The organism is Sulfitobacter sp. (assembly GCF_036961165.1).
GTDB lineage: Bacteria > Pseudomonadota > Alphaproteobacteria > Rhodobacterales > Rhodobacteraceae > Sulfitobacter.
Map to the genome: position 1 here is coordinate 104,524 of NZ_JBALVJ010000005.1, position 22,819 is coordinate 127,342.

Consider the following 22,819-nt stretch of genomic DNA (forward strand, 5'->3'; position numbering starts at 1 on the left):
CAATGGCTCAGGCGGGTTTGCGAGTCTCATGCCAGATGTTGAGATAGTTGGCGGCAAAGATCACAGCAGCACCCACAAACACCCAAAGCTCCAGCGGCTCTGCATAGAGGAACATCGCCACGATCGCGATCACTGGCAAGCGTGCAAAATCAATCGGCACTACAACCGCGGCTGGCGCGATGGATAGAGCTGTGGTGAGGCAGAAGTGCGCCAACAGGCCCGCGCAACCGACCAAAAACAGGTAGGGCAGGCTTTGATCTGTGGGCAAAGCGATATTGCCGTCATACCCAGCGGTAATCAGGCCGAAGACTAACTGCAATGTTGTGAGGAAAAACAGGATCGAGGTGATCGAATTGGTCCGAGTGAGGCGTTTCGTAAGTAGAATAGTCAACGCAAAGAATACAGCAGCCGCGGCGGCATACAGCAAGGCAAACTGGAAAGTGTCGGGATTGGGCCGCGTGATGATCAGGATGCCAATAAATCCAAACACGGCTGAAATGGCACGGACACGTGTCAGCTTTTCGCCAAGGATGAGTGGTGCAAGGATCACCACCCAAAGCGGTGATGTGAATTCCAGTGCAAAGACCTGTGCCAGTGGAACAATAGCGACTGCGTAGAACCAGAGGTTCTGACCGGTGAAATGGAACAAGTTGCGCAAGAAGTGCTGTTTGTATTGGTCAAACCGGATCTCGTGCCAGCGGTTGCCGCATGCCGTAACGGCCAGAACGATAATCGTGCCAACAAGGCTCCGGTAAAGCATGATTTCGAAGGTGTCATACTCGCCGGCAAGCTCGCGGCCGGCCACGGCCATAAAAGAGAACGACGCAATAGCGCCCGTCATCCAAAGGGCCGCTTTGAGAACGGTGTTCATCTACATTCCGTCGATCTTGTAAGCGCGGGCGATGCCTTTGGTCTGGGTCGCCCAATCAGACGAAGCGGTGCGGGTTTGATGCGCTTCAAAGGAAGCGGCGTCTTCGAAACGCTCTGACACGGTCCAAACTATCGGGTTATCGGTAGGCGAGACATCGAACGAAATACAGCCCTGTTCGGCGCGGGTGAGGGCAATATGATCGGGCAAGGACGCACGCACCCGCACCGCCTCGTCTTCGGAGATGCAGGTGAGCGTTCCGGTCAGAGTGACTTCGCCACTCATTCCCATTCAATTGTGCCGGGAGGCTTTGACGTGATGTCGTAAGTCACGCGGTTGATGCCGGGCACTTCGTTGATGATCCGAGTAGCGGTTTCGCCAAGGAATTCATGGCTGAACGGATAGTAATCGGCTGTCATACCGTCAACAGAAGTCACCGCACGCAGCGCGCAGGCAAAGTCATACGTGCGCCCGTCGCCCATCACACCGACGGTGCGAACCGGCAAAATTGCGCAGAATGCCTGCCAGATGTCATCATAAAGGCCGTGCTTGCGGATTTGGTCGATATAAACCGCATCGGCTTCGCGCAGGATATCCAGCTTTTCGCGGGTGATCTCTCCGGGGCAGCGGATCGCAAGGCCCGGACCGGGAAAGGGGTGGCGACCGATGAAGCTGACCGGCAGGCCCAATTCGCGGCCCAACACGCGCACTTCGTCCTTGAACAGCTCGCGCAGCGGTTCGACCAGTTTAAGACCCATCTTTTCGGGCAAGCCGCCAACGTTGTGGTGGCTTTTGATCGTGACAGAAGGCCCGCCCGAAAATGAGACTGATTCGATCACATCGGGGTAGAGGGTGCCCTGTGCCAAAAACTTGGCGCCATCGATTTCGTTGGCGTATTTCTGAAAAACGTCGATAAACAGGCGGCCGATGATCTTGCGCTTTGTCTCGGGGTCGGACTGACCGTCAAGCTCTCCCAAGAACAGCTCACGCTCATCGGCATAGATGACTTTGAGGTTCATGTTGTCGCGGAACATGGTCACGACTTCTTCGGCTTCGTTTTTGCGCAGCAGGCCGTGGTCGACAAAGACGCATGTCAGCTGGTCACCGACGGCTTCGTGGATCAAGGCGGCTGCAACGGACGAATCGACGCCGCCTGACAGCCCGCAGATCACATGGCTGTCGCCGATCTGCTCACGCAGTTTAGCGATAGCTTCTTCGCGGTAGGCGCCCATGGTCCAGTCGCCAGTGAACCCGGCGATGCGTATGAAATTATCGTAGAATTTCAGTCCGTTGGGCGTGTGGTGCACTTCGGGGTGGAACTGCACCGCATAAAATTTACGGCTTGTGTCAGCGGTAATGGCGAAGGGCGCATTGGGGGAGGTGCCGAACACTTCGAACCCTGGTGCAATGCGGCTGACGTGGTCGCCATGGCTCATCCAGACTTGCTCACGATCAGTGAGGAACCAGCCTTCCAGCAGGTCGGTCTTGGCCTCTGACGGTGTCACATAGGCGCGCCCGAATTCTTTGGTGCCGTGGCCTGTTTCAACCTTGCCGCCCAGCATCTCCATCATGACCTGTTGGCCATAACAAATACCAAGGATCGGCACGTCCATTTCAAACACGGTCGAAGGCGGACGCGGTGAGTTTTCATCAATCACCGAGGCCGGGCCGCCAGACAGGATAATGGCCTTTGGCGCAAAGGACGCAAGGAACGCATCATCAACCGTATTGAACGGGTGAATTTCGCAATAGACGTTCAATTCGCGCAAGCGGCGGGCAATCAGCTGGGTAACCTGGCTGCCGAAGTCTATGATAAGGAGGCGGTCATGGGAATGTTCTATCATGCGCCCTGATTAGGCGCGCAGGCCGATGCTGGCAAGTTGATTTGATCCGCTTTGCGCGCCACGGATCGTCCGAAGTTCCTGCCTGACCGGATAATTGACATTTAGGAGGGTGCATATGTCGCTTTTCTACCCACACCGCCGCAATCCGCTTTGGACTTGTCGCGGATTGGGAGTATTCGAAGGCCAACATTCAGATATGGGGACTAAACATGGCAGAAGCAGCACGGCGCACGCGTGGCGGTGGTGGAGCAGCGCGACGCGCAGAACGCTCGGCAGTTTCATTTGAGACAGCAAAGTATATTGAGCGCAACATCCCCAACTTCGAAATCCTGAACGAAGAAGCGTTGGAGATCATCGAGCGCAACGCGGAAACGATTCTCGAAGAGATTGGCGTGAACTTTCCGGACAATCCCCGTGCACTTGAGCGGTGGCGCGAGGCTGGTGCAGACGTACAGGGCGAACGCGTCCGTATTCCACGCGGTCTGGCACGTGAGCTGATCAAAACTGCGCCGTCTTCCTATACGCAACATGCCCGCAATCCCGACCGCAACGTCGTGGTGGGTGGTAAGAGCCTTGTGTTGGCACCGGTCTACGGCCCTCCGTTCGTGCGCGATGCTGCAGGTGGTCGCCGTTACGCGACAATGGAAGACTTCCGCAAATTCGTGAAGCTGGGATATATGTCCAAGTGGCTGCACCATTCTGGCGGCACTGTGTGTGAGCCTACAGATGTGCCCGTGAACAAGCGCCACCTTGATATGTTGCACGCCCACATGACGCTGAGCGACAAGCCGTTCATGGGCTCAGTCACCGAACCCAGCCGAGCGCAAGATTCGGTCGAAATGTGTGGCGTCCTGTTCGGCAAGGAGTTCGTGCAGCAAAACACTGTCATGACCTCACTGATCAACATTAACTCTCCCATGACGTTCGACGATGTGATGATGGGCGCGCTTGAGGTTTATGCGCAGAACAATCAGGCCTGCATTATCTCTCCGTTTATTGTGGGTGGTGCCATGGCGCCTGTATCTGTTGCAGGCACGCTGACGCAGGTTCTGGCCGAGAGCCTGGCCGGTCTGGCCTATAGCCAGTTGATCAAGCCAGGTGCACCGGTGATTATGGGCGCGTTTGTGACTTCGATCGACATGAACTCAGGCGCGCCAACATTCGGCACGCCCGAGGCGGCGCACATCACTTATGGCGCGGGTCAGTTGGCACGCCGTCTGAACCTGCCGTACCGCTCTGCCGGTTCGTTCTGCGGATCGAAATTGCCGGATGCGCAGGCCGCTTATGAGACATCAAACAGCCTTAACATGGGCTTGTTGTCCGGCGTGAACTTCATGCTCCACGCGTGTGGTTGGCTGGAAGGTGGTCTTGTGTCCTCGTTCGAGAAATTCGTGATGGATGCGGACCAATTGGGGACGCTGCACCACTTGGCGCAGGGCATCGCAATCGACGAGAACGCCCAAGCCATGGATGCGATCCGCGAAGTCGGCCCCGGTGGCCACTATCTGGGCTGTGAACACACGCAGGCGAACTTCAAGAAAGCGTTCTGGAAGTCTGACCTACTTGACTACAAACCCTTTGAAACATGGGAAGATGAAGGCGGACGCGACACGCAGGCGCTTGCGAGCCTGCGCGTTGAAAAGATGCTGAACAACTACCAGCAACCCGCCCTTGATCCGGCAATTGCAGAGGCGTTGGACGCCTTTGTAGCTGAAAAGAAAGCTGCAGAGCCTGACAGCTTTATGTGATCAAATCAGCTGTGGGCCCGCTTGGCTGGCCCGCAGCTCCCGCGCCTCACCAACAATTGCGATCAAGACATCCACATGGTTTGTAGGGCTATAGGCAGTGTCCTGATCCACACGCTGCGTCTCTAGCTCTGCTTCGATACCCACCAACTTCATCAACGCGTCCCCGTGGCGCGGCAGAATGCCGTAGCCAAGTAACCGTGGCAGGTGTCCTTCGCGGCGGTATTGCTGTGCCCCGATACGGGCAGCACGCATCAGCAGGCGAGGGCGGTGCAGGGATGCGAGCAGGTTGTGGATATCTTTCATTATTTCAGTCTCCTTAGGCGGTGGAGCACGGGGAATACCGGCTCTGCTGGGGACAGTATCCTCTATCTATCCGAGCGTTGCGGCCTTTGTCTGAACAGTGTTCGCTGGCTTTATGATTGTTTATCATTTGTAACAATGCTGTTTCAGACAGGCTATTTTAACTAATAGGTAACCAATTCATCCATAGGTTGTTTTTTCCTGTTGTTAATAACGCTGAGAGGGGACACTCAGACATGGGGCAAATGGTATTGAAAGTTGAACAAATCGAACATCAGGCAAAGCGCATAGAGGTCACTGTACCCGGTTGAGTGCCGCGTTCTGTGCAGAACTATATCGACCATATAGAGATGGGCGTACCTATACGTGCTCGGGCGCGACAACAGGGTTGCCATGCCTCTACGATCTTGCGCCAGATCAGGCGCGTTGAAACGCTACGCGATGATCCGTTGGTAGACGGTGTGCTGAAAACGCTGGGCGGAACAGCGGAGGTCCAACTGGCCGTGCCAAAACTCCCTGAAGGTGAGCCGCGTATAATTGCTAGTGATGACAAAGCCAGCCCGGTTCTGCCGGATGTGGCGGAGCTTTGCACGCATGGGTTACGCGTGCTGCGCCGGCTGTGCGAGGCGGGGGCCGTATTGGCTGTTGCGGCGGATATGGAAAAGGCAGTGATCGTCCGCGACGGTGAGGATGGGGAAAACACCCGGACGGGTGTGGTCGACCGCTCAATCGCCGAAGCAATGGCGCTTAAGGGCTGGATTTCGACGAATAACAATGGCCGGATCACCCGTTATCACATCACCGCGTCGGGACGCAGTGCATTGGCAGACCTGATGGCGCGCGACGAGAGTGCGCAAGCGGTGGGTACAAGCGGCCACCTCGACGCCGAGATTTTCGGCAAATCACCTCAGCGTATGCGCTATGGTTTGGCGGAAAGCCCGCTATCGGCGCTGGCGCGTCGCCGTGACCGCGAAGGCACGCGGTTTCTCAGTGCGGATCTGGTCCACGCGGGCGAACGGCTGCGCGAGGATTTCGAACTGGCGCAAATGGAGGCAGAACTGATCCGCAATTGGGAGGGGTTTCTGGCATCTTTGCGCAGCGACAACCCGCCAGCACCGCAAAGTGGAAATCGCAGCACAAATCTGGCCTATGCCCGGGTTATCGCGGCATTACAGGATTTAGGGCCGGGCCTGTCCGATGTTACCTTGCGCTGTTGTTGTTTTCTCTAAGGGCTTGAAACGGCAGAAAAAGTTTCGGGCTGGTCGGCACGCTTGGGTAAGATTTTTTTGCGGATCGCGCTGATGCGCCTAAAGCAGCACTACATCCAGAACGCGGAGGGCGGTGCGCCGCTGATCGGTTAGGAAAACCCAAAATCCAGCTGTCGGGATGTCTACCGCAGCTGGATTTTACGGCTCGCATACCGGCAATGTGTCACGATAGGGTTTTGTTTAATCTGCGATGTGCTAGATAGCTCTCAGTCATCACACGAGGTTTCTATGCGTGATCTGAAAATTCCCGAAGTGCGTCACCCTGAAAAGGCACGCCGCCCTGATAATCCCCAACCCAAAAAGCCCGCTTGGATTCGTGTCCGTGCGCCCGGCGGTAAGGGGTATGAGGACACCGCGCGGATTATGCGCGAGAACAAGCTTGTGACAGTCTGCGAAGAAGCGGGCTGCCCCAATGTTGGCGAATGTTGGTCTCAGGGCCATGCGACCATGATGATCATGGGCGAGGTGTGTACCCGCGCTTGCACCTTCTGCAACATTGCAACCGGCAAGCCGCCCGACGCACTGGACGCGTTTGAGCCGGGTCGCGTGGCCGATGCTGTCGCGAAATTAGGGTTGAACCACGTTGTCATCACGTCTGTGGACCGCGACGATGTTGAAGACGGCGGGGCCGAGCACTTTGCCCAGACCATCCGCGCCATCCGTCACCGTGCGCCCAACACCACCATCGAAATTCTGACACCTGACTTTATCAAGTGTGGGCCTGAAGCTCTTGAAAAGGTTGTTGAAGCACGTCCGGACGTGTTCAATCACAACCTTGAAACCGTGCCCGGCCTCTATCCAGAAGTGCGCCCCGGCGCGCGATATTTTCATTCGTTGCGCCTGTTGCAGCGGGTGAAGGAACTGGACCCCTCGATGTTCACCAAGTCCGGTATCATGGTCGGTCTGGGTGAGGACCGTCAGGCTGTGATGCAGGTGATGGAAGACATGCGCGCCGCAGACATCGATTTTCTGACCGTCGGCCAGTACTTGCAACCAACGCCCAAGCACCACCGCGTGGATCGCTTTGTTCACCCTGATGAATTCGCGGCCTATGAAAAATCTGCCTACGGCAAGGGATTCTTGATGGTTTCTGCCACACCGCTCACACGGTCGAGCTATCACGCGGGTGATGACTTTGCCCGCCTGCGCGCAGCGCGGAATAAAAAGCTCGGGATCGCTTAAATCTGCGGCAAACGCTTTTTGAAAACTAGGCAAGCGAGGCGTTTGGCGTCTTGTTTGCTTGCGATGCCGTTTCTTTAAAAGCAAACCTCACAATATGCGCGGTATTCTTTCGGCTTTGGCCCATTCCGGCCAAAAGCCGAAATGCTCCATACCAAGAATTATCAGCGCCAGTGCAATTGCGGCGAACACCAGTTTAACCCGCTTCAGGGACGGTGGGTTTTGTGCCCAGCGTTTGGCACGCATCAAATGGCGTAGACTAAGCATCAAGCCTCATCGGTAAACCGGACCTTGCCTATAAAGGCGAGGTTGCGGTTGCGCTGTGCAAAGTCGATGCCGTAGCCGACAACAAATTCATCAGGGATTTCAAAGCCGGTGTAATCCGCACGCAAGTCAACCTCACGGCGCGAAGGTTTATCCAGCAGGGCCACTGTTTTCAGCTTGGCCGGTTTGCGCGCACGCAGCATGCCGGTGACGTGCAAAAGAGTGTGACCAGTGTCAACGATATCTTCGACCAGAAGTACATCACGCCCTTCAATTCCGCTGCGCAAGTCTTTGAGAATACGCACTTCTCGTGTGCTTTCCATTCCATTGCCATAGCTGGAAGCCTCCAGAAAATCGACCTCGATCGGCAGGTCAAGCTCACGCACCAGATCGGCGATGAACACGAATGAGCCGCGCAAAAGACCGACCACAATCAGTTTGTCGGTGTCGGCAAACTCTATCTGAATCTGGCGACAAAGCTCTTCTATGCGCGCTGCGATGGATTTTGCCGAGATCATCTCGTCTATGACATAAGGACGCGTTGGCATAGCCACCTCTTGATTGTGTCGCCTCACGGGCTTTGATAGAGCGCTACGCAAAGAGACGCAGGAAATCAATGCCCACCCACTCCGAGACCAGAATACTGCCCTACAGCGCCCAACAGATGTATGATCTTGTGGCCGATGTGGCGAATTATCCCAAATTCCTGCCATGGACTGCTGCCGCGCGGGTCAATTCGGTAGATGATCTGGGGGATCATAGCATCATGGATGCCGATCTGGTGATTTCCTTCAAGGTATTCCGTGAGCGGTTTACCAGCCGTGTTGTCCTGTGGCCCGAGCGTAAGCATATCGACACAGAATACCTTGATGGCCCTTTCAAGTATATGAAATCAAACTGGTCTTTCGCAGACGTAGAGGGCGGCTGTGAAGTGTCGTTCTTTGTAGATTTTGAGTTCCGCAACGCGATCTTGCAAAAGATCATCGGCGTTGTTTTTAACGAAGCGATGCAGCGGGTCGTCAAAGCGTTTGAGAAGCGTGCTCAAGCACTTTATGGCTGATCCCGTCAGGGGAGAACGTCATGGGAATTACTGAACAGCTCGTTAAATTTGCCGGTGCAGACGTGGCCGAGGAAGCGGCCGCAATGATGCGCCTGTCTTTGTTTGACTGGGCCGCTTGCGGGATCGCAGGGGCACAGGAACATGAATTTGCTGGTTTTCGCCGTGCGCAGATGACCGAAGAAGGCCCTGCGCATATTTTTGGCGGCGACGGGGCAGGTGCTGCGACAGCCGCGCTGGTCAACGGAACGCTCAGCCATGCGTTGGATTATGACGACACTCATTTTGCCCATATCGGCCATCCTTCTGTGGCAGTGCTGCCTGCCGTCATCGCACTGGCCGAAACGCTGGATATTTCGCTGAATGATGCCGTGGACGCAGCAACCATAGGGGTTGAGGCATCCGTGCTGACTGGCATCTGGCTTGGCCGCAGCCATTACCAGATCGGGTATCACCAGACGGCGACCGCCGGCGCCTTTGGGGCCACGCTGGCTGCTGCACGGTTGTTGGGTCTCAACAAACATCAGACCCGCCATGCGCTGGGGCTTTGTGCCAGCATGGCCTCGGGGATCAAGGCGCAGTTCGGCACAATGGCTAAGCCGCTCAACGCAGGGCTGGCCGCGCGTACGGGTGTTGAGGCAGCACTTTGGGCACAAGCCGGTATGACGGCAGCGGCGGACGGCCTTGCTGGGCCTCTGGGTTTCGGTGAAACACACCACGGTGAGGGAGCAGAGGTCAAACTGCCGCGCAAGGACTGGCAGATCAGCACGATCAGCCACAAGTTCCACGCTTGTTGTCACGGGCTGCACGCCATGCTTGAGGCTCTGAGCGGCGCGAATGTCGAGGCTGAGCGGATCGCTGGCATCAAAATCCGCACCCACCCACGCTGGATGAGCGTGTGCAACATCGCCCAACCTAAGACGGGGCTAGAAGTTAAATTTAGCTATACCCACACGGCAGCGATGACATTGCTGGGTCATGCTACGGGTGCGATTGACAATTTCAGCGATGAAATCGCGCGTGACGCAGATATCTGTGCGCTACGCGATAAGGTCGAAGTGGCCGAAGATGACAGCCTGAGCGAAACTCAATCCCAAGTCACACTTACCCTCTTGTCGGGCGAAGTGCGCCGCTTGCGTCATGATCTCATGGCCCCCATCAGCCTTGAAGAACGCAGTGTAAAGTTGCGCGCAAAGGTCGATGCCCTGCTGGGTGAAGCCCGCAGTGACACGCTTTGGCAAGCTGTCATCGGAACGGAACTGGATGCGGTAACTGACTGCTTCGGCGGGGCCTAACCCGTTCGGTAGTGCTCCGACAAAGCAATGTGCTCAACTTTGGTCTTCGGCATCCATTCCGAATTCCGAGAGTATCCACGCGACGGTTTGCTTCAACGGTTTTTCCTCTCCGTGCAGTTTTGACCACGATACAAAGAGATGCTCGCCAGATGCCTCCGGACTATGCCAAATCTCGATCAGGCGTTTTTCGCGGAGATCGGCCTCGATCATGAAACTGGGCGCGATGGCGACGCCGTGTCCGTGTATTGCGGCATCTAACGCCAAGGCGGACCGGTCAAAATTGAGGATGCTGTGCTCGCCTGCATGTCCTGAGTCTTCAATCAGCCGCTCCCATCTGCTGTTGGCGTCCTGAAGCAGGGGAAGCGACAGCAACGTCTCAACGTCGACAGGCCAGTCTGGACGCTGCAAATTCGGACTACAAACCGCGACAAGCTCCAATGCGCAAAGGTGCCTGACGTGATGCGCTGGATTGTGACCAGGTGCTTTTGCAGGCCACAGAGCAAGCTCATTGCGACCGAGGTTCCGGTCAAGGATGCTATCGTAGATTTCCGTTGCCAGAGAAAGGTCGGGAAAACGGGCGGTATGCGCCCTCATACTTGGCATCAGCCATTTGGCGGCGAAGGAAGATCCGATATGCAGCATGATTTTGCGGCTTGATTGGTCGAGTTCTGCGGTGGCCGCCGTCAAGATGCCCAGCGCTTCTTCGACAGAAGCATGAAACGTACTGCCTTTCGGGGTCAGCGCCACACCGCGCGCCTGTCGTTCAATCAAAACCACACCAAGATAAGCTTCAAGGTGTTTGATCCGCTGTGAGACGGCGCCCTGAGAGATGTGGAGCGCCTCTGCCGCGCGCTGAAAGCTGCCGTGGCGCGCCGCCATCGCGAATACCCGCAGGGCGTTGAGGTTCATGTTTTCCATAACGGCTCCCGCATGCGATAGTTTTTCTAACGGCTCCGGTATATTTGCTGCTTTGTCAAACCTTTCACGGTTTGCAATCCATAGCGGGCAGCACATCATTGCTATCAACCAGACAAAAGGCACCTCCATGACGCTTACGATCCGTCCCGCTGGCATCCCTGATTTTCCTGACCTCACCGACCTGTTGATGGTAAGTGCACAGTCCCGTCAGGCTGCCGATCCTGATCTGTGGCGTTTGGCTCCCTTTGCATGGGAAAAGACGTTTGCCACGATCAAGGCCGCGATGGAGGCGGAGAAGCCGTTGTTTCGGCAGCAGTGGCTGCTTGTTGAAGCCGGCGGCGCTTTGGTCCGCCCGGCCTGATCATGGAGGATTGCTTCGTCACAGCTGACGCGCCGCCTGAAACACAAAGCGAACTGCTTAGGGCGGCGGAAGCGGACCTCATCGATGCGGGCGCTTTGATCCTTCTGGCGTCAAGCATCGACGGCGGGACGTGGGAAAGTGCCTTTGCCAACAACCGGTATGCGCCCCTCACCAAATATTTTGCAAAGACAGGCCTGTCGCAGCAAAAATCCTTTGGTCATGTGCGGCAAGCCACAGCGGAAGACGTGCCAGCCATAGTTGTGTCGAGCGCTGTGAACCGGCGCATTTTGCAAGACTTGCATCACCACTTTTGGAAACCCCACAGGGATGCCGATGATCGCTTCGGCTCATGGATGCTGTGCAGCCTTACCCTGACTGACCGCGATTTGTTCGTCTCTGATGAAGAGGGTAGCATTCACGGCTACGCGATTTACCAGTCGGCAACGCCACTGCATTTCCCGACACCTCATGACATCGCGGGGATTGGAGTGATTGACGATTTCTTCCACAATGGTTTGGAAAATGCCCAAAAAGCTTGATGGTGCCACTGATCTCTTTTCCGCGGCAGAGGCGGCGCGCGCACAGCGCGGCGATCACTCGGTTCTGGTGGTTTGTCCGGCCGACTGGCAGTCAAAGATCGATATGTTGCACCAACTGGGGTATCTGAACGCCATCACGTGGCACATCAAAATGGTGGAATAAGCAGGCTTGCTGAAGGCGAACAGACGTTTGGTTTTTACATCGCCTCCAATAGGAATGGGCGGCCCCGTAGGACCGCCCATTCGTTAATCAAAAAAGCATAGGATCAGCTGGTGATGTCGTAGGCACGCTCACCGTGGACCGCCAGATCAAGACCGTTAACTTCCGTCTCAGCATCCACCCGCAGCGGCGTCACAACGCGGCATACGAGGATCAGTGCGCCGGTCACAACGGTTGTGTAAATCCCTACGATTGCAAGTGAACCAAGTTGCGCCAGCCAAGTACCGTGACCCAGCGCCGCGATCATGATCGTGCCAAAGATACCGCCAACCCCGTGGACAGCCATCACGTCGAGTGTGTCATCAACCTTGGCCTTGTTACGGATCATGACCACCGCTTCCTGACACATGATACCCGCAATCGCGCCGATCAACAGCGCCTCCCATGGGCCCACGAAACCGGAGGCCGGCGTGATCGAGGCAAGGCCTGCAATCGTGCCGGTGACGATGCCTACCAATGAAGCTTTTCCGAATTTGATCCGTTCCCACAGTGCCCAGCTAAGCGAGGCGGCGGCGGCGAAAGATGTGTCACAGTGATCGCCATGGCGGCGCCACCGTCCGCTGCCAGTTGAGAGCCACCGTTGAAGCCGAACCAGCCCACCCAGAGCATCGCAGCGCCGATCATGACCAGACCCTGGGCTGTGAGGAGGGGGGTGCTGGTTCTTACGTGCGCCGAGGAATACAGCAAGGATCAGGGCAGCCAGACCGGCGGTTTCATGCACCACAATGCCACCAGCGAAATCACGCACGCCGATTTCTCCGAAGATACCGCCATCGGCCAGCATCCCGCCGCCCCAGACCCAGTGAACCACCGGCGCATAGCACAGCAGCATTCATAGCCCCGAAAAGAGCATCACAAACCCAAAGCCGATCCGCTCAACATAAGCGCCCACAATCAGGGCTGGTGTGATGATCGCAAACGTCATCTGGAAGGCAAAGAACAGAACCTCGGGCAGGGTGCCTGACAGGCTCTCGGCTGTAACGCCGTTCAGCCCGATCTTGCCCAACCCGCCCCACAACCCCGTGCCGCCATCACCAAAAGCGATGGAGTACCCGAAAAGGAACCACAAAACGCTCATCAAACAGGCAATGGCATAGCAGTGCATGAACACACTGAGCACATTTCGGGCGCGGACAAGGCCGCCATAGAACAGGGCAAGGCCCGGTAGTGTCATGAACAGCACAAGGGCTGTTGCAGTCATAATCCATGCGGTATCTGCGGCGTTCATTTGGTCTGTATCCCCGCTGAAAGAATTGCTTTTGTGGGGACAAAGCGGATGGGCCGCTCAAGGAGAAGCTAAAATGCAGGCGAAGGTGGTGATAAAACGGGCGTTTGTGAATATGCCCGATAGTTAATCACGTTTCGGCGCGCAATGATTAATTAAGCATCACTTTGAAACTTGCGCCAATAGCAGCCCGAGCGCGTGGTCCCGCGCGGCCAAGCGCACCTTATCGCGACCCAAAGCGCCGAACTCGACCGTCATACGGGATGCGCCTTCTGGATTGGTGATGGCAAAGCAAACTCGGCCTTCGGGCTTGTGCTCTGACCCGCCGGGCCCTGCGATGCCGGTAATGGATACGGCAACCTGCGCTTGCGAGTTCTTGAGCGCCCCCGTCGCCATCTCGGCAGCGACTTCCTCTGACACGGCGCCAAACTGGGCCAAGGTCCCGGGACACACGCCCAGCAATTCTTCCTTGGCGGCGTTCGAATATGTAACAAACCCGCGCTCGAATACATCCGATGATCCCGCCAAATCGGTCAGGGCTGCGGCTACCATACCACCGGTGCAGCTTTCGGCGGTTGCTATTTTCACGCCGCCCGCCGTGGCAGCAGCGAGTATCTGCGCGGCAAGATCAGAAGGCATGATATACTCCTCCCAGCAGAACAACGCAGATCGCTGCAAAGATGCCGGCAAATACATCGTCCAGCATCACGCCCAACGCGTCACCGCGCCGGTCGGCCCAGCCGATGATCCACGGCTTCCAGATGTCGAACAGCCGGAAGAACGCAAACGCCGCGATCCAGCCCGGCCACATCACGGTGATATCAATGCCCATGCGCCAACTGGCAATCGACAACGGCAGCAATGCGATCCACTGGCCAACCAGTTCGTCTATGACAATCTCGGACGGGTCGTGATCTTCGGAGCCGTCGGTCATTTTGGCCGTGGCCCACCAGCCTTTAAGGAATGCCGCAACGATCCCGATGGCGAGCAGGGGAAAGCCCCCGATCACATGTACCAGCCATGCCCACGGCAGCGCCACAAGCGATCCCCACGTACCCGGCGCGGGTCGCAGATATCCTACACCCAATACGGTGCCGATCATCCGCGCGATCATGACTTCACCAGCGTGGCTGTGGCGATGCAGGCTATGCCCTCACCGCGGCCAGTAAAGCCTAACCGCTCTGACGTGGTCGCCTTTACCGACACCCGCTCAACCTCAATCCCCAGCATCTCTGCCACAGCGGGGCGCATGGCGGCAGCATGGGGGCCGACTTTTGGGAATTCGCAGATCAGCGTGCAATCAACATGCGTCAGCGCAAACCCTTGGCTCCGCGCAAGCTCGGCCGCGTGGCGCAAGAAAATATGGCTTTCAGCGCCTTTCCATTGCGGGTCCGAGGGCGGGAAGTGGGTCCCGATATCGCCCTCTGCCAGTGCACCATAGATGGCGTCAGTAATGGTGTGCAGTCCCACATCCGCGTCAGAGTGGCCCACAAGCCCCTGATCGTGTGGTATTTTCACGCCGCAAAGCATCACATGATCTCCGGGACCGAAGGCGTGCACGTCAAAGCCGTTGCCTGTGCGTATATCCATTGTTTTCTCCAGTATCCGGGCAGCACGGACGAAATCATCCGGTGCGGTAATTTTGATGTTATCAGGATCGCCTGCTGTAATGGCAACATTGATACCTGAAGCACGTGCCACCGCGACGTCATCAGCAGCAATTCCAACATAGCGTTCATGTGCTGCGATGATGGCATCCCGTCGAAAGCCTTGCGGTGTTTGTGCCGAGAACAGCCCGCTGCGGTCTTGGGTACCGGTAACCTCACCCTGTGCACCGGTCCAGAGCGCGTCCGTCACGGGCAAGCCCGGTGCAGCGCCCTCATGATGCGTCAGCGCTGCGATCACACCGTCGATCACCGCCCCACTGACGCAGGGTCGCGCCGCGTCGTGGATCAAAACCGCATCACAATCGGGGAGGGCAGCAAGGCCTGCGCGCACGGAATCGCTCCGCCCCGCCCCGCCAGCCGTAACACTGATACCGCGCGCTTCAAAGTCTGCAGCCTCATGCATGTCATCCGAATGCAGGACAACGGCGATGGACGCGATGTCTGGGTGCGCCTCAAATGCAGCGAGTGTATAGTCGATGACCCGCTGCGGCCCCAAGGCCTGCCACTGCTTGGGACGAGATCCACCGGCCCGCGTGCCACGGCCGGCAGCTACAATCAGGGCACAAACACGCATCGGGCTCACTTTCATTCAGTTATACAAGGGTATTAGGAAATCCAGCGGCGGGGCGCAATGCGGCTGCAAATGCCATCAGCTGGTCGAGCGCCTAATTTTTAGGCGACTCCGCGATTGCATTAGACCAATTTCAGTGCCTATTCATTGTATATTCAATCGCTTTGGGCTAATTCCTGTTCACCCGCCCAAGCATTAAGCACCCCGTTCATGACATTTCCTCTGGATCTCACTCCTCCCGTTTTTCTGGCCCCGATGGCCGGCATTACTGACTTGCCGACCCGCACGCTGGTTGCCCGATTTGGCGCCGGTCTGGTTGTGTCGGAAATGATCGCCTCGGGCGAATGGCTTACCTCACGGCCCGGTACCCGCGAAAAAGCCGAACTGGGCTTGGGGATCGAAGGGACCTCTGTGCAGATTGCCGGCCGCGAGGCTGGCCCGATGGCTGAGGCCGCCCGCATGATTGCAGGGCAGGGCGCGCGGATCATCGACATCAACATGGGCTGTCCGGCCAAAAAGGTGACGCAGGGGGCATCCGGTTCTGCGTTGATGAAAACGCCAGACCACGCCTTGCGTCTCATTGAAGCGGTGGTTGAAGCGGTGGACGTGCCGGTCACGCTCAAGACCCGACTGGGGTGGGACGATGATATGCTCAACGCGCCACAGATCGCCAGCCGCGCTGAAGCGGCGGGCATCACAATGATCACTATCCATGGCCGTACGCGCTGCCAGTTCTACAAAGGCAATGCCGATTGGGCCGCCATTCGCGGGGTGGTCGATGCCGTTGATATTCCTGTGATTGCCAATGGTGACATTACCGATACGGCCAAGGCCCGTCAGGCGCTGGCGCAATCGGGCGCGCAGGGTGTGATGATCGGGCGCGGCGTACAAGGCCGCCCATGGCTGCTGGCCCAAATCGCCCACGATATATATGGCACGCCAGCACCGCGCGTGCCTGAGGGACTGGAATTTACCGATATGGTGCTGGGTCACTATGATGCACTGTTGCAGTTCTACGGGACCAAGCTGGGCCTGCGCGTGGCACGCAAACATCTAGGGTGGTACATGGATCATGCTGGAACGAGTGATGCCGCACGCCGCGCCGTACTGACCGCGCGCTCCCCCGAAAAGACAATGATACTGCTGCCAGACGCGCTTGATCCCGACCAAAGGGATGAAGCAGCGTGAGAATGGGTATTGCCCCCGATGAGCGGCCGCTGTGGGCGTCCTTGCCAGTGCCAGCCATCCTTGTTGGCCCCGATGACCTGATCCTTGATATCAACGCCGCCGCCGAAGGCTTTTTCAATGCTTCGGCCAAGGGTGTTATCGGCGCGCCGGTCTGGGATATGATCGCAGTGGATGCCCCGCTGGAAGAAGCGTATGGCCGCGCACGTGAAACAGAAACGACCCTTTTTGTGAACGATGTTGACGTGGGCAGTGGCCAGCGTGCACCGCTCCAGTCCCAGTTGCAAATCGCCCCTCTGTCAGGGGCTGACGGGGTGATGATCCTGATGATCTCTCCGCGTGAACTGGCGGGTCGGATGACGCATAACCATTCGGTGAAATCCTCTGCAAAATCCGCTATTGGCATGGCAGAAATGCTGGCGCATGAAATCAAGAACCCGCTGGCCGGCATTACTGGCGCGGCACAGCTTCTGAGCATGAACCTGTCCAAGGACGATCGTGAGTTAACCGATCTGATCGTGGCCGAAAGCCGCCGGATCGTAAAACTTCTCGAACAGGTCGAGCAATTCGGCAACTTGAATCAACCCGAGCGTGGGCCGGTCAACTTGCATGACGTGCTGGACCGTGCGCGCCGCTCTGCCTTGCTTGGCTTTGGCGCGCAGATGAAGATCGTTGAGGATTACGACCCCTCGCTGCCGCTGGCATGGGGGGACAAGGACCAATTGCTTCAAGTGGTGCTCAACCTGGTGAAGAACGCTTCTGAAGCGGCGGGTTCTGGTGGCGGCACGATCCGGTTGCATAGCTATTATGAACATTCCTTCCGGCTGCGCCGCGCGGACGGGCGCGGCATGGCGCTGCCTTTGCAGATCGAAGTCATTGATGACGGCCCCGGTCTGCCAGAGAACATTGCCGGCGACATCTTTGATCCCTTCGTCTCGGGCCGTGAGAACGGGACCGGATTGGGACTGGCTCTGGTGAGTAAGATCATATCCGAACATGACGGCTGGATTTCCGTCACCTCTGTGCCGGGGCGGACCGTGTTCCGCATTTCCCTGCCTCGTGCAGATGCCCACGAAGACCCGAAATCGAATGCCGCGGGCCAGCCGCCCGCAAAGGAGACGTAAGACATGGATGGCACAGTTCTGGTAGCCGACGACGACCGCACAATTCGCACTGTGCTGACTCAGGCGTTGACGCGCGCTGGCTGCAAGGTCCACGCGACCTCCAGCCTGACGACGCTGATGCGCTGGGTGGCTGAGGGTAAGGGTGATGTGGTGATCACTGATGTTGTCATGCCGGACGGCAACGGGCTTGAGATGCTGCCGAAGATTGCGCAGGACCGTCCCGATTTGCCGGTGATCGTGATCTCGGCCCAGAATACTATCATGACCGCAATTAAAGCCGCCGAGGCGCAGGCTTATGATTACTTGCCCAAACCGTTCGACCTGCCGGATTTGATGAAGCGGACCGCGCGTGCGCTGGAACGGTCGGGCACCCCGCGCCGTGCGGTTGTGACCGATCATGAAAAGGACGAAGACGATCTGCCGATGGTGGGTAAGACTGCTGTGATGCAGGCGCTATACCGCGTGATCGCGCGGGTGATGAACACGGACCTGCCAGTGCTGATCTGGGGCGAAAGCGGGACGGGAAAATCGCTGATTGCACGGGCGCTCCATGATCTCTCGGATCGCCGTTCAATGCCGTTTGTCACTGTGACCGAAGCCGATCTGCGCGATATCGAAGGACCGGCCCGCGTGTTGGCACGTGTTCGCGGCGGCACGCTGCTGATCGACGAGATCGGCGATATCTCGGAAGAGGTGCAGGCGCGTATCGCACGGATGATGGATGCGGAGACAGACAACCAGCCGCGCTTCATTGCGACGATGCAGAACGATCCCTCTAACGATTCGTCGCAGGACACGTTGCGCCGTGATTTATATTACCGCTTGTCCGGGGCTACGCTGCATGTGCCGGCCTTGCGCGACCGCGTAGAAGACATCCCGCTGCTTGCCGCACATTTTCTTGAGAAAGCTGACGCAGGCAACGGCGCGCCCCATGCGTTGTCCGAAGGCGCAGCGAAAGTTTTCGCGAATTACACTTGGCCCGGCAACGTCCGCCAGCTTGAACACGCGATGCGGCAACTGGCTCTGACCAGCCGCGCGGTAGAGATTTCGACTGCGGAGGCAGAGCAAATTGCCGGTGCCCAGCCCGGACCAGAGCCTTCTCGGGTCGCTCCTAGCGGGGAAAAACTCGGCGCGAGCGTCGAAAGACACATCCGCCGTTATTTTGAATTGCACGGCAATATGTTGCCGCCTCCGGGCCTGTATCAGCGTATTTTAAGGGAAGTTGAGGCGCCGCTGCTCGAAGTGGCGCTGGCCGCGACCTCTGGCAATCAGGCAAAATGCGCTGAATTATTGGGTATCAACCGGAATACATTGCGAAAGAAGATCACTGACCTCGAAATAGAGGTTACACGCGGTCGAAAGATGATGTAAAAGTATCACATAACCGTGGCCATCAAGGGACATCCTTGGTCAGGACCACATAATATGGCGGTACGGTGCAATTGCACCACATCAGGTGAGGATCCATTCGTGGCATCCCGAACACGCAGTTCATGGCTTATTCGGCTGTCGCGGTTGCGACGGCTAAAGCGTGTCCGCACGTTGATGACCTTCGGCTTGGTTTTCTTGGGGCCAGTGCTGGCATTGGCGACTTATCTGGCGCTTGGTCCGTTGGACAAAGGCAGCACCGATGTTTTGCGCCTGATTCTGTTGCTTGATCTGGTCTATATTCTATTTGTTGCTGCTCTTGTTCTGTCACAGGTGGCCAGATTGATCGCCGCTAGACGTGCGAAATCAGCAGGCTCACGGCTTCATTTACGTCTGACCGGTGTGTTCGCCCTGATGGCGCTCATTCCCACTGTTTCCGTTGCGGTGTTTGCCGTGCTGACCATCAACGTCGGGATTGAGGGCTGGTTCTCTGAACGGGTCCGGGTTGTGGTTGGCAATTCCCTGCTGGCGGCCGAAGCTTATGCTAACGAAGAACGGCAAGCGCTGCGTGATGACGCCTTGGGCCTTGCGCGTAGTATTGACCGTGCCCGTCGCGGCGGCATTGAGCTAAGCGACAGCGAACTTCTGGGCGAAGGCCAGCGCCAGATCCAACGAGGCCTGCGCGAAGCATACATGATTGATGCCACTGCCGAAATCCGCGCCCGCGGTGATCGCTCATATCTGTTCAACTTTGAGAAGCCCACAGCGGAGCAGATCGCTGTTGCAGACACCGCGGATGTCTATCTGATTGAGGATTGGGCCAATAATGAATTCCGCGCTCTGGTCCGGCTGAATTCATCTGTAGACAGGTTTCTTTATGTAAGCCGTGATGTGGATGGCGAAATTCTAAGCCTTCTGGACGAGACACAAGAAACCATCCGCCTCTATCAGCAACTGGAAAGCGAACGTGGGCGCATGCTGTTCGAATTCGGCCTGCTTTATCTGGCCTTTGCAGTGATCATTATTCTGGCGGCTGTCTGGCTTGGCCTGTGGTTTGCGGAACGCCTGTCAGGGCCGGTCGGGCGTTTGACTGGCGCTGCCCAGGAGGTCGGGGCAGGGGATCTGGATGTTCAGGTCCGCGAAGACGACGGCGATGATGAAATCGCGATGCTTGGCCGTTACTTCAACCAGATGACCAAGCAGCTAAAGGGTCAGCGCAACACGCTGCTGGATAATACCCGCCAGATTGAACGCCGCCGTCGGCTGTTTGATTCTGTCCTTAGTTCGGTCACTTCGGGTGTTGTCGGCCTTGATCCAGAAGGGCGTGTGACCTTTGTGAACCGCTCCGCTATGCGCTTGCTGGATTGGGAAGAAGACCAGCAATCACTGGCACTTAGTGTGGCTGTGCCAGAATTCGGCCCACTTTATGAGACACTTACGACCACCCATACCGAAGCGACACAGCAAGAGATAAAAGTCTCGCGGCAGGGGCGGATGGAGAACCTGCTGGTGCGGATGGCAACACGGCGCACGGATGATGGGCGGCTTGAGGGCTACGTGGTGGCCTTTGATGATGTTACTGATCTGGTCAGTGCACAGCGGATGGCCGCATGGGGCGACGTCGCGCGCCGTATCGCCCATGAGATCAAGAACCCGCTCACGCCGATCCAGCTTTCAGCCGAACGGATCAAACGCAAATTCGGCCCCAAACTGGGTGATGACAGAGAGAGCCTTGAACAGATGACGGGCGTCATCATCCGGCAGACAGGCGATCTGCGCCGTATTGTCGATGAATTCTCGAAATTCGCCCGCATGCCAGAGCCGGAGCGGCGCGGGCAGGACCTTAGCCAACTGGTGCGTGATGCAGTGTTGTTGCAAAAGACGGGCAGGCCGGACATCAAGCTGGTCTCCGACATTCCCAAGACCAAGCTGCCTGCGATGATCGACGGCACCATGATCACCCAAGCGCTTACCAATTTGATAAAGAACGCAGGCGAAGCTATTGATACGCTAAAAGAAAATGGCGCACCTGACGATCTGGTGCCACAGGTGCAGGTGCGGATGCATAGTGACGGCAAATCAGCGCATATCATCATCTCGGACAACGGCGTTGGTCTGCCCGAAGACCGCGCGCGCCTTTTTGAACCCTATGTGACAACGCGCAGCGAAGGCACGGGCCTTGGCCTGCCGATCGTCAAGAAAATCATCGAGGAGCATGGCGGTAGCCTGACCCTTTCGGACGCCCCCGTTTTTGAGGGGCAACACCACTTTGGCGCCATGGCAGAGATCACTCTGCCACTGGGGCTCGACCTGAATGACGGCTTTGAGGAGCAAAAACCATGAGCGATATTCTGATTGTAGATGACGAGCGCGATATCCGTGAATTGATCTCGGATATTCTCGAAGACGAGGGCTATGCCACACGGCTTGCCGGCAACTCCGACGATGCCATGGCTGCCGTGAATACAGAGCCGCCTGCGCTTATGATCCTCGATATCTGGCTCAAAGACAGCAAGATGGACGGTATCGACATTCTTAAGTCCGTCAAACGCGACAATCCCGATGTGCCGGTGGTGATCATCTCGGGTCATGGCAACGTAGAAATTGCGGTCGCTGCGATCAAACAGGGCGCCTACGACTTCATCGAAAAGCCCTTCAACATCGACCAGTTGATGGTGGTGATCCGCCGCGCGATGGAAACCTCGCGCCTGCGCCGTGAGAATATCAGCCTCAAGCGCAAAGACAGCACTGGCTCCGAGATGATCGGTAATTCCGGTTCGTTCCGCACGCTTGTGGGGCAACTCGACAAGGTTACCAAATCAAACGGGCGGGTAATGCTGTCGGGACCGGCGGGCGCGGGCAAGGAAGTCGCAGCGCGCTATATCCACGCCAATTCTAACCGTGCTTCGGCCCCGTTTGTGACCATCAATTGTGCCGGCGTGGCACCCGACCGGATGGAAGAAGTTCTATTCGGTCGTGAAACCGCTGATCGTGGCGTAGAACCGGGCCTGCTGGAGCAAGCACATGGCGGCGTGGTCTATTTCGACGAGGTCGCCGATATGCCGCTAGGCACCCAGTCGAAAATCCTCCGCGTGCTTGTGGACCAGCAGTTCACCCGCGTGGGCGGAAATGACAAGGTGCGCGTTGATTTACGTGTTGTTTCCAGCACCAACAAGGACTTGGCGACAGAAATTGAAGCAGGTCGTTTCCGCGAAGAACTTTATCACCGTCTGAACGTGGTGCCGATTATTGTACCATCACTGGCCGAACGACGTGAGGACATTCCGCTTCTCGCTGCCCACTTTATTGCCGAATTCAACAGCTCCCAAGGGCTCCCGTTGCGTGAAATTACCGATGACGCACAGGCTTTGATGCAAACGATGTTGTGGCCCGGCAACGTTCGCCAGCTCAAGAATATGGTGGAACGCGTTCTTATCCTTGGTGAGGGGGCAGCGCCAATTGACGCGCGCGAATTGCCCGGCGAAGAAGACCACAGCGAAGAAGAGGGTCGTGTGGTTCTTTCCGGTGCCATGGCCACGCTGCCGCTGCGCGAAGCACGCGAGGCGTTTGAGCGGGAATATCTGCTCACGCAGATCAACCGTTTTGGCGGCAATATCAGCCGCACGGCGAACTTTGTCGGGATGGAGCGTTCGGCCCTGCACCGCAAACTCAAAAGCCTCGGCGTAGTCACCTCTGCGAAATCAGGGACCCGCGTGGCCCATGTAGATGAAGAGTGAAAGCGATGCTGGGGCTAGCGCTACTTTTGACAAATAGCCTTCACGTGAATTCATCCCGCTTGGGATGAATGGGACAGCACA

General features: G+C 57.2%; 22 protein-coding genes and 2 pseudogenes. 13 read left to right on the plus strand and 11 right to left on the minus strand.

Annotated elements, in window-relative coordinates; all coding sequences use genetic code 11:
• Window positions 1–7: 7 nt before the first annotated feature.
• From V7730_RS04565 to guaA, 3 genes are read right to left on the minus strand one after another with little or no spacing between them, the layout of a single operon-like run.
• Window positions 8–871: a DMT family transporter gene (locus tag V7730_RS04565; protein ID WP_335746407.1), complete on the minus strand. Its 864-nt coding sequence runs from the start codon at window positions 869–871 to the stop codon at window positions 8–10.
• Window positions 872–1,153, minus strand: coding sequence for a putative quinol monooxygenase (locus tag V7730_RS04570; RefSeq protein ID WP_335746408.1), 282 nt, complete (start codon window positions 1,151–1,153; stop codon window positions 872–874). It abuts the gene before it with no gap.
• A complete protein-coding gene (guaA, locus tag V7730_RS04575) occupies window positions 1,150–2,712 on the minus strand; it encodes a glutamine-hydrolyzing GMP synthase (protein WP_335746409.1) in 1,563 nt (520 codons plus the stop codon). The genes V7730_RS04570 and guaA overlap by 4 nt, the downstream gene beginning before the upstream one ends.
• Before the next feature lie 209 nt (window positions 2,713–2,921).
• Between guaA and V7730_RS04580 the strand changes: the two genes are divergently transcribed.
• Entirely contained in the window at window positions 2,922–4,460 is a 1,539-nt protein-coding gene (locus tag V7730_RS04580; protein ID WP_335746410.1) for a trimethylamine methyltransferase family protein, read from the plus strand.
• On the opposite strand, the gene V7730_RS04585 is transcribed toward V7730_RS04580, so the two are convergent.
• Window positions 4,461–4,763, minus strand: coding sequence for a DUF6477 family protein (locus tag V7730_RS04585; RefSeq protein ID WP_335746411.1), 303 nt, complete (start codon window positions 4,761–4,763; stop codon window positions 4,461–4,463).
• 653 nt (window positions 4,764–5,416) lie between these two features.
• Here V7730_RS04585 and V7730_RS22595 point away from each other — a divergent pair.
• Window positions 5,417–6,121: pseudogene (locus V7730_RS22595) on the plus strand (DUF6456 domain-containing protein).
• A 135-nt stretch (window positions 6,122–6,256) separates the two neighbouring features.
• On the plus strand, window positions 6,257–7,210 hold the full coding sequence (lipA, locus tag V7730_RS04595) for a lipoyl synthase (protein WP_335746412.1): 954 nt from the start codon (window positions 6,257–6,259) through the stop codon (window positions 7,208–7,210).
• A gap of 87 nt (window positions 7,211–7,297) precedes the next feature.
• Here the strand turns inward: lipA and V7730_RS04600 are convergent, their stop codons facing one another.
• Window positions 7,298–7,474, minus strand: a complete 177-nt coding sequence (locus tag V7730_RS04600; RefSeq protein ID WP_335746413.1) for a hypothetical protein — start codon at window positions 7,472–7,474, stop codon at window positions 7,298–7,300.
• On the minus strand, window positions 7,474–8,019 hold the full coding sequence (gene hpt / locus V7730_RS04605; RefSeq protein ID WP_335746414.1) for a hypoxanthine phosphoribosyltransferase: 546 nt from the start codon (window positions 8,017–8,019) through the stop codon (window positions 7,474–7,476). The genes V7730_RS04600 and hpt overlap by 1 nt, the downstream gene beginning before the upstream one ends.
• Window positions 8,020–8,087: 68 nt before the next feature.
• On the opposite strand from hpt, the gene V7730_RS04610 reads away from it, so the two are divergent.
• Complete coding sequence (locus V7730_RS04610) at window positions 8,088–8,531, plus strand: type II toxin-antitoxin system RatA family toxin (RefSeq protein WP_335746415.1); 444 nt, start codon at window positions 8,088–8,090, stop codon at window positions 8,529–8,531.
• 20 nt (window positions 8,532–8,551) lie between these two features.
• Window positions 8,552–9,823: an MmgE/PrpD family protein gene (locus V7730_RS04615; RefSeq protein ID WP_335746416.1), complete on the plus strand. Its 1,272-nt coding sequence runs from the start codon at window positions 8,552–8,554 to the stop codon at window positions 9,821–9,823.
• Between the two features lie 33 nt (window positions 9,824–9,856).
• Here V7730_RS04615 and V7730_RS04620 read toward each other — a convergent pair whose 3' ends face one another.
• Complete coding sequence (locus V7730_RS04620; protein WP_335746417.1) at window positions 9,857–10,741, minus strand: LysR family transcriptional regulator; 885 nt, start codon at window positions 10,739–10,741, stop codon at window positions 9,857–9,859.
• Between the two features lie 127 nt (window positions 10,742–10,868).
• On the opposite strand from V7730_RS04620, the gene V7730_RS04625 reads away from it, so the two are divergent.
• From V7730_RS04625 to V7730_RS04635, 3 genes are read left to right on the plus strand one after another with little or no spacing between them, the layout of a single operon-like run.
• Entirely contained in the window at window positions 10,869–11,102 is a 234-nt protein-coding gene (locus V7730_RS04625; protein WP_335746418.1) for a hypothetical protein, read from the plus strand.
• A gap of 2 nt (window positions 11,103–11,104) precedes the next feature.
• On the plus strand, window positions 11,105–11,641 hold the full coding sequence (locus V7730_RS04630; protein ID WP_335746419.1) for a hypothetical protein: 537 nt from the start codon (window positions 11,105–11,107) through the stop codon (window positions 11,639–11,641).
• A complete protein-coding gene (locus V7730_RS04635; protein ID WP_335746420.1) occupies window positions 11,625–11,804 on the plus strand; it encodes a hypothetical protein in 180 nt (59 codons plus the stop codon). Before V7730_RS04630 ends, V7730_RS04635 begins: the two co-directional genes overlap by 17 nt.
• A 103-nt stretch (window positions 11,805–11,907) precedes the next feature.
• Here the strand turns inward: V7730_RS04635 and V7730_RS04640 are convergent.
• The 4 genes and pseudogenes from V7730_RS04640 to V7730_RS04655 all read right to left on the minus strand — a co-directional run bounded on the left by V7730_RS04640 (window position 11,908) and on the right by V7730_RS04655 (window position 15,327).
• Window positions 11,908–13,089, minus strand: a pseudogene (locus V7730_RS04640) (ammonium transporter).
• Between the two features lie 159 nt (window positions 13,090–13,248).
• Window positions 13,249–13,725: a CinA family protein gene (locus tag V7730_RS04645; RefSeq protein ID WP_335746421.1), complete on the minus strand. Its 477-nt coding sequence runs from the start codon at window positions 13,723–13,725 to the stop codon at window positions 13,249–13,251.
• Window positions 13,715–14,200, minus strand: a complete 486-nt coding sequence (locus tag V7730_RS04650) for a phosphatidylglycerophosphatase A family protein (RefSeq protein ID WP_335746422.1) — start codon at window positions 14,198–14,200, stop codon at window positions 13,715–13,717. Before V7730_RS04650 ends, V7730_RS04645 begins: the two co-directional genes overlap by 11 nt.
• Window positions 14,197–15,327 (minus strand): bifunctional 2-C-methyl-D-erythritol 4-phosphate cytidylyltransferase/2-C-methyl-D-erythritol 2,4-cyclodiphosphate synthase, encoded by a 1,131-nt coding sequence (locus V7730_RS04655; protein ID WP_335746423.1) that lies wholly within the window; start codon window positions 15,325–15,327, stop codon window positions 14,197–14,199. The genes V7730_RS04650 and V7730_RS04655 overlap by 4 nt, the downstream gene beginning before the upstream one ends.
• A gap of 207 nt (window positions 15,328–15,534) precedes the next feature.
• Between V7730_RS04655 and dusB the strand changes: the two genes are divergently transcribed.
• The 5 genes from dusB to ntrX all read left to right on the plus strand — a co-directional run bounded on the left by dusB (window position 15,535) and on the right by ntrX (window position 22,738).
• A complete protein-coding gene (gene dusB / locus V7730_RS04660) occupies window positions 15,535–16,512 on the plus strand; it encodes a tRNA dihydrouridine synthase DusB (protein WP_335746424.1) in 978 nt (325 codons plus the stop codon).
• A gap of 2 nt (window positions 16,513–16,514) precedes the next feature.
• Window positions 16,515–17,633, plus strand: a complete 1,119-nt coding sequence (locus V7730_RS04665; RefSeq protein WP_335746425.1) for a two-component system sensor histidine kinase NtrB — start codon at window positions 16,515–16,517, stop codon at window positions 17,631–17,633.
• Window positions 17,634–17,636: 3 nt separating this feature from the next.
• Window positions 17,637–19,004: a response regulator gene (locus tag V7730_RS04670; protein WP_335746426.1), complete on the plus strand. Its 1,368-nt coding sequence runs from the start codon at window positions 17,637–17,639 to the stop codon at window positions 19,002–19,004.
• Window positions 19,005–19,178: 174 nt separating this feature from the next.
• Window positions 19,179–21,344, plus strand: coding sequence for a sensor histidine kinase NtrY-like (locus tag V7730_RS04675; protein ID WP_335746447.1), 2,166 nt, complete (start codon window positions 19,179–19,181; stop codon window positions 21,342–21,344).
• Window positions 21,341–22,738: a nitrogen assimilation response regulator NtrX gene (gene ntrX / locus V7730_RS04680; RefSeq protein ID WP_335746427.1), complete on the plus strand. Its 1,398-nt coding sequence runs from the start codon at window positions 21,341–21,343 to the stop codon at window positions 22,736–22,738. Before V7730_RS04675 ends, ntrX begins: the two co-directional genes overlap by 4 nt.
• Window positions 22,739–22,819: the final 81 nt, after the last annotated feature.